The sequence below is a fragment of the Geomonas sp. RF6 genome (assembly GCF_021044625.1).
In the GTDB taxonomy this organism is placed as follows: domain Bacteria; phylum Desulfobacterota; class Desulfuromonadia; order Geobacterales; family Geobacteraceae; genus RF6.
Window position 1 is genome coordinate 5,181,833 of the sequence record NZ_CP087999.1, and the last position, 12,886, is coordinate 5,194,718.

Sequence of the window (12,886 nt, forward strand, 5' to 3'; positions counted from 1 at the left end):
AACTTCTTCCTAGTACTGCGGCGGGGTCGCCCCCATCTTTGCGTAGAATTCCTTCCTGAAGCTGGAGAAGCGCCCCTCACCGATCGCCTTGCGGGCCCCATTCATGAGGTTCAGGTAGTAGTGCAGGTTGTGCCAGGTGTTGAGCCGCGAGGCGAGGATCTCCTTGCTGCGGTACAGGTGCCTGAGATAGGCCCTGCTGTAGTTGCGGCAGACGTAGCAGTCGCACTCCGGATCGAGCGGCGTGTTGTCCTCCGCATAGGCGCCCGCCTTTATGTTTATCCGGCCGGCCGAGGTGAAGAGGGCGCCGTTTCTGGCGTTTCTCGTCGGCATGACGCAGTCGAACATGTCGTACCCGGCATAGACCGCCTCGATGAGGTCCTCCGGCGCGCCTATCCCCATGACGTAGCGCGGGGAGTCGGTGGGGAGGAAATCCTTGCACGCCTGCAGCATGCTGTGCATCGTCCCCTTTTCCTCCCCCACCGAGAGGCCGCCGAGGGCGTAGCCGTCGAATCCGATCTCCATGAGGGAAAGGGCGCTCTCGCGGCGCAGTTCCGGGTGCATCCCACCCTGCACGATCCCGAAGAGCGCCTGGTGCTCGTCGCGGGGGGCGTCCTTGCAGCGCCTCGCCCAGCGGGTGGTGAGTTCCATGGAGCGCTTCACGTAGGAGTAGTCGGCGGGGTACGGCGGGCACTCGTCGAAGCACATGATGATGTCGGAACCGAGCGACCTCTGGATGGCGATGGAGGATTCGGGGGAGATGAAGTGGCTGGAGCCGTCGATGTGGGAGCGGAAGCGCACCCCCTCCTCGGAGATCTTGCGCAGTTCACCGAGGCTGAAGACCTGGAAGCCGCCGCTGTCGGTGAGGATCGGGCGGTCCCAGTTCATGAATCCGTGCAGCCCGCCGAGGCGCCCGACGAGCTCGTGGCCGGGGCGCAGGTAGAGGTGGTAGGTGTTGGCGAGGATGATCTGGGAGCCGACTTCCTTCAGCTCTTCCGGGGTCATCGCCTTCACGGTTGCCTGGGTTCCCACCGGCATGAAGATCGGGGTCTCGATGGTGCCGTGGGAGGTTGTCAAAGAGCCGAGCCGGGCGTCGCACCCGGGGTCATTCTGTATCAGTTCGAACGTAATGGCGGTCTTCCTTATCTCTTGCCCGGTCCCTCGCGGTCCCGGCTGAACGTTATCGGTCTTGAAGCTGTGGCGGGGATCGCACCCGCCATCTATTTATATTGCACCGGAACAAGAGGCCGAGTCTACACCACTTCCGCCCCCCGTGGCGCCCCCACTAGGAGATGAACATCGCATCCCCGTAGCTGAAAAAGCGGAACTTCCTCGCCACCGCCTCGCGGTAGGCGTTCAGTAGCGACTCCTTCCCCGCGAAGGCGCACACGAGCATCAGGAGCGTCGACTTCGGGAGGTGGAAATTGGTGATAAGCGCGTCGACGGAGCGGAAGCGGTATCCGGGGAGGATGAAGATGTCCGCCTCACCGTGCAGCTCGCCGGAAACCGCCGCGTGCTCCAGAGCCCTCAGCGCGGTCGTTCCGAGCGCGATCACCCGCCCCCCCCTTTCCTTCGTCTCCCGCACCGCGGCAGCCGTTTCCTCCGGTATGCGGTACGACTCGCGGTGCATCTTGTGCTCGGAGAGCGCCTCCACCCGGACCGGCATGAAGGTCCCGAGCCCCACGTGAAGCGTGAGCGGAGCGAGCCGAACGCCGCGGGCGGCGATCTCTGCGAGAACCGCCTCGGTAAAGTGCAGCCCGGCAGTCGGCGCCGCGACCGCCCCCTTCTCTTTGGCAAAGACCGTCTGGTACCTCTCCCGGTCCTCCCCTTCCGGCTCCCTCTTTATGTAGGGTGGGAGGGGCATCTTCCCGACCCGCTCCAGCCAGGAGGTGAAATCTTCGCAGGGGTCAAACTCGACCTGCCAGTGCCCCTCTTCCCTCGCGAGAACGACCGCGGCCATCCCCTCTGGAAGGAGGATGCGGCACCCCCCCTGCGGCGCCTTGGACGCCTTTATCAGGCACTCCCACACCTCCCCCGGCGCGCGGAGCCGGCGCACGAGAAAGATCTCCACCTTGCCGCCGCTCTCCTTCTGCCCGAAGAGCCGCGCGGGTATGACGCGGGTATCGTTTAGCACGAGGAGGTCGCCGGGACGGAAGCACCCCGGAAGGTCGCCAATGACGGACTCGCCGATCGTCCCGCACCGGCGTCCCAGGGTCATGACGCGGGAGGCGCCGCGGACCTCGGGGGGATGCTGGGCGATCAGCTCGGGGGGGAGCTCGTAATCGAAATCGGAAAGAAACATCTATGCCTTGCGAACGGCTCCGGCAAGGCGCCGGGCCGGATCTCTCTGTAGATAGTAGTGCTGCGGGTTTACTCCGGGCGGCTGTAGGCGGCGGAGAACTGCACGCCGGGATAGTAGTAGGAGAGGATCTCCCGGTAGGAGAATCCGTCCAGCGCGCGCTGCTTGGAGCCCCACTGGCACAGTCCCACCCCGTGCCCGCTCCCGGCGCCCGCCACCATAACGTCGTCGCCGAGGATAAGCAAGTCAAAGTTGGTGCTCTTCACCACGCCGTATCCGATCGCCTTCCTGAAGGCCACGCCGGGGACGCTCACCTTGCCGCGGCTGCAGGTGATCTGCACATCCTGGACGCGGCCGCTTTCGTTGCGCCCCCCCACCCGGACCTCGCGGATCCCGCTCACCGGGTACCCTGCCGACTTCAGCGCCCCTTCCACCTTTTTCAGGGGGATGGTCTGCTCCCACCGGCTCGGGTTCGCTTCCTGGCAGTACTTGCAGGGGACGCCGCGCAGATATGGAAGGGAGAGCCCCCACACCTCCCGGGAGTCCTCCGTGTGGCCGGAGCAGTTGGCGTGGTAGAAGGCCTGGATGGTGCGCCCGTTGAAGGTCAGGACCTCGCCGGCGGTCTCCTGCACCCCGCGCGCCGCCCGGCTGTCTTCCTGGTCCGCGCCGTCGTACACCTGGTCCATGACGCTCGACTCGAGCTGGTACGGCGCGTTCTTGCGGGCGGCCTTCTGGAACACCGCGTAGGAGCGGGCGATCACCGCCTGCGCCTTTATCGCCTCCATCGGCCAGGCCGAGGAAATCTCGCAGTTGATGAGACCGATGAGGTACTCCTCGAGAGGAAGCTCGTTTACCACCAAAAGCCCGCGCTCGCCGGGGCCGATCTCCACAATGCCGCGGTACCCCTTCCCGTTGACCCGCACGAGAGCCGCCGCCGTCGCGACGATACGGGAGAAGGGCCTGCCGTTCACCGTGACGCCGTCGCGGGAGCGGCGCAGCTCGATGGGAGGATCGAGACGGAGCGGTTCGCCGTTCGGACCGGTGACGAGGACGCCGTTTCCGTCGAGCGTTACCGTCTCCACCCCCTTCACCACCGCGACCCGGATCGTCTCCGGACGCAACGCCGCGGAACTGTGGCCCGCCACGAGAATGAGAAGGATTATAAGAATGCTGCGAAGAGCTTTCATTGCGGGGTTACTCGCCGATACAGGACGCCAAAAATCCCACGATATTAATCATACAAGGCGTTGCAAAGTCAATAATTTTATCTCTCTAAGCATGTGCCTTCCGATGCCCCTTTGGCAGGGCAATTGCTTCAAATCTCATTAGACCACCGCCCCGATCTGCGGCGTCCGTGGCGGAGCCCACGCCGTCGGCACCGATAGCGCGTGCTTTCGGCCATTTGAGTGAGGTGCGCCCTGACGCCTCACTCCTCTATGAGCTTGCAGTAACAGTGAAATTACGGTATATCACAGGGACCCTTGGCCATATGGCGCATGAATTACGAGACACTATGCTCAACTCGCTGAAGATAAAGATCCTCACTCTGGTAGCCTGCCTGCTGGTCTTCATCATTTCCTCCGTTGCTTATGTGAACTTCAGAGAGCAAAAGGAGCTCCTCCACGAGATAGCAAACAGAAACACCGTCCTCCTCACCGAAACGATAAAGAGCAGCATAGGGAGCTCCATGCTCTCCGGGCATACGGATGAGGTGCGGAGCATCTTCGGCAGGATCAAGACGCGCGAGTTCGTGAAGTCGCTGCGTATCCTCGACGAGTCGGGGAAGGTTCTCGCCTCCGCCACCCCCTCGGAAGTCGGCCGCCAGATACCGGAGGACCGGAACGACCCGCCGAGAACCGGCTACTGCATGATCGCTGGAAAAGAGGCGTTCCACTCCTACGCCAGGATCAGCAACGCGCCCGCCTGCCACAAATGTCACCCCGCCTCGAAAGAGATCCTCGGTGTCCTCGAAATAGGGCTCTCCCTCGACTACCTGAACGGCTTTATCGAGCGGGAGCGTCACACGGCGATCGTATCGACCTTCCTCCTCGTCTTCCTCATCCTGGCGACTATCGGCATCTTCCTTGTCTTTTACGTCGACGTCCCGATCAGGAAACTGATCAGCCACATGAGGCGGGTGGAGAACGGCGACTTCAGCCAGAAGCCGGCGATCACGAGCTCCAACGAGATGCACACCCTTTCCGAGAGTTTCAACGGGATGGTGGAAAAGCTGAAGGCGCTCATGGAGTCGAGCATCAGCCACGAGCGGGAACTCACCAAGGCGCAGGAGAAGCTCTCCTACCACCGCGAGACCCAGCTCATGAACGCCCGGCTGGAAGAGCAGATAAAGGAAATCGAGAATCTTAACATCACCCTCGAGGAGCGGATCGAGGAGATCGAGGAAGCGAACTACAAGATCGCCGACCTCGCCGGGGAACTGGAGGACAAGAACACCAATCTCGAGAAGGCGGTGGCGAAGCTCTCCACCCTCTACCGGCTCGGCCTTGCCATCAACGCCACCATGGAAGTGGAGAAGCTCTTCCAGCTCGTCGTGCAGACCACGATGGACACGCTCCACGCCCAGATCGGCTACATAAACCTGTGGGACCCGCAGCACGGGCTCCTGAAGGTGTGCACCATGATCGGGCACAAGGAATTCACCTCCGAGGGGAGCTGGTGGCCGCTACGCCCGTCCAGCATCTCCGGCTGGGTCATCGAGAACCGGAAACCGCTCCTCATCACCGACATGAACGAGTTCCCCGAGTTCGACCGCATGAGCGCCCTCGGCTTCGAGCGCCGGACCCTCATCTGTGCACCCCTCATCGTGAAGGAAGAGCTCATCGGCACCCTCACGGTGGTGAACAAGATGAACAGCTCCACCTACAGCTATGAGGAGCTGGAGCTCCTGACCACGATCGCCGCCCAGGCGAGCATCGCCATCAAGAACGCGAAGCTCTACGACGAGCAGCAAAAGACCTACCTGAACACCATCCAGGCGCTTGTATCTGCGATCGAGGCGAGCGACTCCTACACCTCCGGCCACTCCGAGCGCGTCACCCGCTACAGTCTCGCGCTGGCGAAAAAGCTGGAGCTCCCGCAGCCCCGGCTGAAGGTTATCGAGCGCGCCGCCATCCTGCACGACATCGGAAAGATCGGGATCGACCTCTCCCTCCTGCACAAGGAGGCGCGCCTCACCCCGGCCGACATAGAGGAGCTGCAGCAACACCCGACGATCGGCATGAAGATCCTCGAGCCGATCGAGTTTTTGAACGACGTCCGCCTCTGCATAGGGCAGCACCACGAGCGCTACGACGGAATGGGGTACCCGGGCAACGTCCCCGGGACGGAGCTTCTCCTCGAGTCACGCATCCTCGCCATCGCCGATTCTTTCGACGCCATGACCTCGGATCGCCCGTACCGGAAGGCGCTGCAACTCGACGACGCCATAGAGGAGCTCCTCGACAACTCCGGCAGCCAGTTCGACCCGGAGCTCGTGCGCATCTTCATCACGCTCCTGCGCACCCCCCTCTTCTTCCACAAGCAGCAGTACGCGGACAACGCACTCTCCGGGGGCGGGGATTGCCCACCCCGGCAATTCGTGCTATAAAGGCTTGTCCGCTACCGTCGCGCCAGCGGCGCGTTTATAGCACCGAACCGGTCCCAGAGGGCTACGCCCGAGTCACAGAAGCACTCCGAGGCATCCGTGCAACCTCTCCTGGAAATATCCGACCTCTCCACCCATTTCGCCCTACCCGGCGGCACCCTGAAGGCCGTAGACCGCGTCAGCCTGACCCTTTCCAGCGGCGAGACCCTTGCGCTTGTCGGCGAGTCGGGGTGCGGCAAGAGCGTCACCGCAGCCTCCATCATGCGCCTCGTTTCCCCTCCCGGGCGCATCGTCTCCGGATCGATCCGCTTCAAGGGAACTGATCTCCTGTCACTGAAAGAAGACGAGATGCGTGCAATCAGGGGGAACCGCATCGCCATGATCTTCCAGGACCCCATGACCTCTTTAAATCCCGTCCTCACTATCGGCGAGCAGGTGGCCGAGGGGGTGCGTCTGCACAAGGGGGTGGGGAAGAAGGAGGCTGCAGCCCAGGCGGTCCGGGTACTTACCCAGGTGGGGATTCCCGCCGCGGCGGAGCGCTACCGCGACTACCCCCACCAGATGAGCGGCGGCATGCGCCAGCGCGTCATGATCGCCATGGCGCTGGCGTGCGAGCCGGAGCTCATCATCGCCGACGAGCCGACCACCGCTCTCGACGTGACGATCCAGGCGCAGATTCTGGAGCTCATGGACCGGCTGAAGGAAGAGCGGGAGATGGGGTTGATCCTCATCACCCACGACCTCGGCATCGTGGCGGAGCGTGCGCACCGCACCGCCATCATGTATGCCGGGAGGATCGTAGAGAGCGCGGAGACCGCGGAGCTCTTCCGGCGTCCGCTGCATCCCTACACCCGCGGGCTCCTTGCCTGCCTGCCGCAGACGGCGGAGCCGGGGGCGCCCCTTCAGGTCATCAAGGGGGGGCTCCCGAACCTCGTGGGGGAAAGCACCGGCTGCCCCTTCAAGGAGAGGTGTCCCTTGTGCGGCGACAGCTGCCTCATAGAAGATCCGGAAACCCACGACGCAGGAGGGGGGCATATGGTGCGCTGCCTCAAGGCGCCATGACACCACTTATCCAGGCACAGGAGCTGGTAAAGGAATTTCCGGTCCGCGCAGGGGCGTTTGCCGAGAAGCGCCTGCTGCGTGCGGTGGCGGGGGTCGACCTGGAGATATATCCGGGGGAAACCTTGGGTCTTGCCGGGGAATCGGGGTGCGGCAAGTCGACGGTAGCGCGGCTTCTCACCGGCCTCACCCCCCCCACCGCGGGAAAGGTGATGTACCAGGGGCGCTCCCTCGCGGAACTCGACAAGAAGGGGATGGGACTCTTCCGGAAGGACGTGCAGATGATCTTCCAGGACCCCTTTTCCTCCTTGAACCCGCGCATGCGCGTCGCGCAGATCCTGGAGGAGCCGCTGATCATCCATGGGCTGGGGGATGCCCGCGAGAGACAGGAGCGGGTGGCCTATCTCATGAGGCGGGTCGGCCTCGCCGAGGAGCAGCTCGGACGCTTCCCGCACGAGTTTTCCGGAGGGCAGCGCCAGAGGATAGGGATCGCGCGGGCACTCGCCGTCTCACCGAAGATCATAGTCGCCGACGAGCCGGTCTCTGCGCTGGACATCTCCATCCAGGCGCAGATCATAAACCTCCTGCAGGAAGTGAAGCAGGAGCTCGGGCTGTCGCTTCTTTTCATCACCCACGATCTCTCCGTGCTGCGGCACCTGAGCGACCGGGTCGCCGTCATGTATCTCGGGCGGATCGTGGAGAGCGGCAGCCGCGACCAGGTGCTCGGGCGCTACCTCATGCCGTACACCGAGGCGCTCGTCTCCGCGGTGCCGGAAGTAGACCCGGAGAAGAGAAAGCGGAAGATCGTCACCCGCGGCGACCTCCCCTCCCCCCTCGATCCCCCCGCAGGCTGCCCCTTCCACACCCGCTGCCCGTACGCGCAGGAGGCATGCACGAAGGAGCGCCCGGAACTCCTGGAAAAGGAGCCTGGCCATCGCGCGGCGTGTCATTTCAGCATGGAGATATACAGGAAAGAGGAGAAGTGATCCCCCGCCCCACCATTTGACGCTGTCGCAGACCGTGAGCACTTCCATCCAGCTCCCCTCCGGGGCGCTCTGCTCCGGCGCGGCGCCACTAGCGTCCCCTCCCGGTGAGGAGATGATGAGAGCAAGCCGTCGGCAGCGCGTCCCTCCCCTTTCAAGGGGGAGGACAGGAGGGGGATGGGGTCCGGGGCGGCGAACCTCTACCCCATCCCCACCCTGTCCCTCCCCTTGAAAGGGAGGGGACGCCTGAGCTCCTGCCCTGCTAAAGGCACACAGGGGCGGCGGATTAAAAGAACACAAGCTCTCCCGGAATCCCCTGATGAACCTTCGTGAAAAACATCACGCAAACTTCTGTGGAATTCCGTGAAGAAGAAAAAAAACCCCGCGGGGGCGGGGAATTTGTTCAATTTACGAAATGGTAATCTGCGAAAATCTGCGTAATCTGCGGACGATCCGGTTTCCGTTTCTCTACTTCTCCGACCCGCTGACATCGAGCACCGCCACCCGCAGTGACGGCGAGCCGCCGGAGCCGAAAAAGCGCAGGTCGTCAGCCACAAGATCCACAGCGGAAAAGAGCTCCAGGATGTTCCCGGCGATGGCGATCCCCTTCACCGGATGCACCACCTTCCCCCCTTCGAGATAAAAACCTGCCGCTCCGACAGAGAAATCTCCCGAGATCGGATTGGCCGTGTGCATCCCCATCACCTCGGTAACCAGAACGCCGCGCTCGACCCCTGCGATGAGGTCTTCCAGGGAGGCCGTCCCTTTTTCGATGTACAGGTTGTGCGGAGCAAGGCGCGGCGCGCCCTTGATCCCGCCGCGCACCGCATTCCCGGTGGAGCGCTCCCCCATCTTCCGCCCCCAGTAAGTGTCAAAGAGATACCCCTCCAGCACGCCGTCGTGGACGAGCACGGTGTCCTGCTGCGGCACACCCTCGCCGTCGCACGGCGCAGTCCCCATTCCGCCGGGAAGGATCCCGTTGTCCCGCACGGTGATGAGAGGGGAAAGGACCCGCTCCCCCCTCTTCCCCGCTAGAAGCGATTTCCCCTTCGCCACGTTCTCCCCCAGAAAGGATCCGGAAAGGAGCTCCAGCATATCGGTGGCGATCCGGTTGTCGAAGACGACGGGGCAGCGCATGGAGGAGAGGCCGCGCGCGCCGAGAAGCGACGTAGCCTTCCGGCAGGCGCGCCCGGCGACAAGCTCGAGCTGCAGGTCGGCGTAGCGGTTGGAGAAGTCGAAATCCCACCCTATCTGCGCGTCCCCCCCCTCTTCAGCCACCGCCGAGACGCTGCAGGCGACGTAGCTCCCCAGGTAGCCGCAGGAGACTCCGAGGGAGTTGCGGATCAGCATCCGGTAGGTCGACTCAGAGTAGCTGCACTTGCGCACCCGCTTCACCCGCGGGTCGCAGGCGAGCGCAAGGCGCTCAAGCTCAAGGGCCCGCCCGACCTTTTCCTCCTCGGGCACCGCACCGAGCGTCTCATCGTACAGTCCCGGAATCTCCTGGCACGGGGAGGGGAGCGGCAGGCCGTAGTTGGGGTCAGGGGTCTGCATGGCGGCCGCCACGAGCGCACCTTCCACCATCCCGGCCAGCGCCTCCGGTTCGAGGCTCGTGGAGAAGGAGAAGCCGAGCCCCTCCCCCTTCTGGATGCGCACGGCCACCCCGCACGGTTCCGCGCACTTGAAGGCGTCCACCTTCCCGCCGCGCGCCTCCACCGAAAGATCCCTGCTGGAGCTCACCACGATCTCGTAGTTGTCCAGCAGCCGCTCCTTCAAGATGGCTTCCACCGCGTCCGCGTGCTGCGCCAGATCCTTTTCCATGATTGACCTCATTGCTACGTCCCGGCACCCATATTACGCCGGGGCGCTCTCCAGAAGAATCGTGCTGTTACTGCAGATCCAGAATCATGGCAATTTCATCGCAGTCGGGGAACTTCACGCACTTGATGCAGTCACCCCAAACCTTGTGCGGCAGCTGGCTTTTATCCACGATGTGGAAGTCGAGCCTCCCGAAGAAGTCGGGCTTGTAGGTGAGGCAAAAAACCCTCTTCAGTCCGAGCTCCCGCGCCTCGTCTATGCAGGCGCTGACGACGGTCCGCCCTATGCCGCGCCTCCCTGCGTCCTCCACCACGGCGACGGAGCGCACTTCGGCGAGGTCGTCCCAGACGATGTGCAGCGCGGAGACCCCCAGAATCTGCCCGTTTTCCTCGAAGACGTAGAAGTCGCGCAGCGCCTCGTAAAGCTCGGAGAGGGAGCGCGACAGCATCTCGCCGCGGCTGGCGTACCGTGTCAGAAGCTTCTGTATTTCCTTCACGTCCTCGATTTTAGCCTTACGCACCATGAACTGCCTCCTCAATCATTTCCCTTGCATGCTCCCGTGTCTTCTCCGTCACCCGCGCAGCCCCCAGCATCCGGGCCACTTCAGTCACCCGCTCCTCCCCGAGAAGAGGAGTCACCGCGGTTGTGGTTCGCCCGTCCTGCACCACTTTCTCCACCCGCAGGTGCTGATCGGCGCGCGCCGCCACCTGGGGGAGATGGGTGATGGCGAGGACCTGCTGCATTGCTGCAACCTTCTTCAGCTTCGCACCGACGAGCGCCGAGGTCGCCCCTCCCATCCCGGTATCGACCTCGTCAAAGATGAGAGTCGGCACCTCGCTCTCCGGGTGAAGCTGCTTCAGCGCCAGGAGGATGCGGGAGAGCTCCCCCCCCGACGCGGTCTTCGCAAGGGGCTTCGGCGGCTCCCCCGGGTTCGGGGAAAAGAGAAACTCCGCCCGCTCCAGACCGTAGCCGCGCGGCTCCGGGCACTCCTCGAAGGCTGTCTCGAAGACCGCGTGCGGCATGGCGAGATCCGAAAGCTCCCGCTCCATCCCGCTCTTAAGCTTCTGTGCGGCGGCGCGGCGCCCCTTCCCGAGCTCCACCCCTTTTTTGGAGATGAGCGTCGCAAGCTCCTCCAGCCGGGCATCGAGCTTCCCGCGCGACTCCTCCCGCGACGAGAGCTCCTCCAGCTCAATGTCGATCCCTTCCTTGTAGGCGAGGATCTCCGCGACCGTGTCGCCGTATTTCTTCTTGAGGCGGTGCAGAAGGTCGAGCCGGTCCTCCAGACTCGCGAGGCGCTCCGGGTCCGATTCCACCCCCGCCGCGTAATCGCGCAAGGTAAGGGAAGCATCCTCCAGCTGGGCGAGTGCCCCTTCCAGCGCTTCCGCCGCCGGAGCGAGCTTCGCGTCGATAGCGTTTGCCTCCGCCACCCCCTGCCTGATCCGGGAGAGGGCGCCGATGAGCGCTCCGTCCCCGCCGTAGAGCGCGTCGAAGGCCTGGGTGGTCAAGGTGAGGAGCTTCTCGCCGTGCACGAGGAGCCTGCGCTCCGCCTCCAGTTCCTCCTCTTCACCGACTGAAAGCTTCGCGCCCCCTATCTCCTCCGATTGGAAGGAGAGGAGATCGAGCCGGCGGGCGGCTTCGCGCTCACCCTCGTCAAGCTCCGCGATCTTTCCCTTCACCGCGCAGTATTCCTCGAAAAGTGCGGCGTACGCCGTCCGCTGCGGCAGGAGCCCGGCGAAACCGTCCAGCAGGTGCAGATGCCGGTCGCTCTTCATGAGGGTCTGCGACTCGTGCTGCCCCGATATGTTGATCAGGGCGCGGGAAAGCTCCGACAGCATGGAGGTGGTGCCGAGCCCGCCGCCGATGAAGACGCGGTTCTTGCCGCCGCGGGAGACGACGCGGCGCACCAGGAGCTCGCTGTCGCAGTCGATCCCCAGCTCGGCGACCCGCGACAGCAAGTCCGGGCGCTCGGAGAGGTCAAAGAGCGCCTCCACGCTCGCCTCGTCGGAGCCGGAGCGGATCAGATCGGAGCTCGCGCGGCCGCCGAGGATAAGGTTCACCGCATCGATGATGATCGACTTGCCGGCACCGGTTTCGCCGGTGAGGATGTTCAGACCACCGTGGAACTCCACATGGAGCTGCTCGATAATGGCGAGGTTTCTGATGTTTAGCTCTCGTAGCATGAGTCTCTCGAGATGTTTATTGGGATAGGTGAAGGAAAGGAACGGGGCGAAGGCAGGACGCCTCTAGCGTTCCCCCCATTTGAGTTTCGTGCGCAGCACCTCGTAGTAATCCTTGCTGGTGGAGCGCACCAGCCTCGTGCGCTGCTGCGCCTTGCGGATCTGCAGGAGGTCGCCGCAGACGAGGCGCACCCCGGTCTGGCCGTCGAGGGTGAGAAAGACGTCCTCGTGGGTCGACTTGAGGGTGATGCCGATCGTCACGTCCCCGGACATTACCAGGGGGCGGTTCGTGAGGGTATGGGGACAGATCGGGGTCAGGGAGACGCACTCGAGGTCCGGGTGGATGATCGGGCCGTTCGCCGAAAGTGAGTAGCCGGTGGAGCCGGTGGGGGTCGATACGATCAGCCCGTCCGCCTTGAAGGTGGTGAGGTACTGCCCGTCGACCACCGTCTCCATGTCAATGATGCGCGCCAGCGCCCCTTTGTTGATGACCACGTCATTGAGGACCCGATGCAGCTCTATCTCGCGCCCCTGCCGCTCCAGGGAGACCTGGAGCATCATCCGCTCGGAGACCTCGAAGTCGCCGCTCAGGCAGCGTTCCAGCGCCGGGTACATTTCCGAAAGGGGGATCTCCGTCAGAAACCCCAGGCTGCCGAGGTTCACCCCCAGTATCGGCACCTCGCGCCCCCCGACGTGGCGGGCGGCGGAGATCAGGGTGCCGTCCCCTCCGAGGACGAGGACGAGGTCCGCGGCCTCTGCTATCTGCTCACCGGAGAGGCACACCGCGAGCTCCGGCTGGGAGAGCCGGCACGCGAGATGCTCCTGTACCAGAGGGGTGATTTCCCGGGCCCGGAACCAGCGAATCAGGTCCTCGGCGACAACGAGACAGCGGGGGTCATGCACCTTCGCGAAAATGGCTGTTTTTTTCATCATGACCCTTTACTTGCAATGT

General features: G+C 63.8%; 10 protein-coding genes. 3 read left to right on the forward strand and 7 right to left on the reverse strand.

Annotated features, from left to right (window positions below; genetic code table 11):
- Window positions 1–9: 9 nt before the first annotated feature.
- The 3 genes from tgt to LPW11_RS22040 all read right to left on the reverse strand — a co-directional run bounded on the left by tgt (window position 10) and on the right by LPW11_RS22040 (window position 3,483).
- The gene (gene tgt / locus LPW11_RS22030; protein WP_442899829.1) at window positions 10–1,128 is read right to left on the reverse strand and encodes a tRNA guanosine(34) transglycosylase Tgt; all 1,119 of its coding nucleotides are present in this window, start codon (window positions 1,126–1,128) and stop codon (window positions 10–12) included.
- Between the two features lie 154 nt (window positions 1,129–1,282).
- Window positions 1,283–2,299: a tRNA preQ1(34) S-adenosylmethionine ribosyltransferase-isomerase QueA gene (gene queA, locus LPW11_RS22035; protein ID WP_230996019.1), complete on the reverse strand. Its 1,017-nt coding sequence runs from the start codon at window positions 2,297–2,299 to the stop codon at window positions 1,283–1,285.
- Between the two features lie 68 nt (window positions 2,300–2,367).
- The gene (locus LPW11_RS22040; protein ID WP_230996020.1) at window positions 2,368–3,483 is read right to left on the reverse strand and encodes a SpoIID/LytB domain-containing protein; all 1,116 of its coding nucleotides are present in this window, start codon (window positions 3,481–3,483) and stop codon (window positions 2,368–2,370) included.
- 326 nt (window positions 3,484–3,809) lie between these two features.
- Here LPW11_RS22040 and LPW11_RS22045 point away from each other — a divergent pair, with 326 nt between their 5' ends.
- The 3 genes from LPW11_RS22045 (at window position 3,810) to LPW11_RS22055 (ending at window position 7,945) form a co-directional block, all read left to right on the forward strand.
- Window positions 3,810–5,903: an HD-GYP domain-containing protein gene (locus tag LPW11_RS22045; RefSeq protein ID WP_230996021.1), complete on the forward strand. Its 2,094-nt coding sequence runs from the start codon at window positions 3,810–3,812 to the stop codon at window positions 5,901–5,903.
- Between the two features lie 96 nt (window positions 5,904–5,999).
- Window positions 6,000–6,962 (forward strand): ABC transporter ATP-binding protein, encoded by a 963-nt coding sequence (locus LPW11_RS22050; RefSeq protein WP_230996022.1) that lies wholly within the window; start codon window positions 6,000–6,002, stop codon window positions 6,960–6,962.
- A complete protein-coding gene (locus LPW11_RS22055) occupies window positions 6,959–7,945 on the forward strand; it encodes an ABC transporter ATP-binding protein (protein ID WP_230996023.1) in 987 nt (328 codons plus the stop codon). Before LPW11_RS22050 ends, LPW11_RS22055 begins: the two co-directional genes overlap by 4 nt.
- Window positions 7,946–8,410: 465 nt before the next feature.
- On the opposite strand, the gene LPW11_RS22060 is transcribed toward LPW11_RS22055, so the two are convergent.
- The 4 genes from LPW11_RS22060 to LPW11_RS22075 all read right to left on the reverse strand — a co-directional run bounded on the left by LPW11_RS22060 (window position 8,411) and on the right by LPW11_RS22075 (window position 12,864).
- Window positions 8,411–9,760: a TldD/PmbA family protein gene (locus LPW11_RS22060; RefSeq protein ID WP_230996024.1), complete on the reverse strand. Its 1,350-nt coding sequence runs from the start codon at window positions 9,758–9,760 to the stop codon at window positions 8,411–8,413.
- 67 nt (window positions 9,761–9,827) lie between these two features.
- Window positions 9,828–10,280, reverse strand: coding sequence for an N-acetyltransferase (locus tag LPW11_RS22065; protein WP_230996025.1), 453 nt, complete (start codon window positions 10,278–10,280; stop codon window positions 9,828–9,830).
- Complete coding sequence (recN, locus tag LPW11_RS22070; protein ID WP_230996026.1) at window positions 10,270–11,937, reverse strand: DNA repair protein RecN; 1,668 nt, start codon at window positions 11,935–11,937, stop codon at window positions 10,270–10,272. Before recN ends, LPW11_RS22065 begins: the two co-directional genes overlap by 11 nt.
- A gap of 63 nt (window positions 11,938–12,000) precedes the next feature.
- Window positions 12,001–12,864, reverse strand: a complete 864-nt coding sequence (locus tag LPW11_RS22075) for an NAD(+)/NADH kinase (RefSeq protein WP_230998341.1) — start codon at window positions 12,862–12,864, stop codon at window positions 12,001–12,003.
- Window positions 12,865–12,886: the final 22 nt, after the last annotated feature.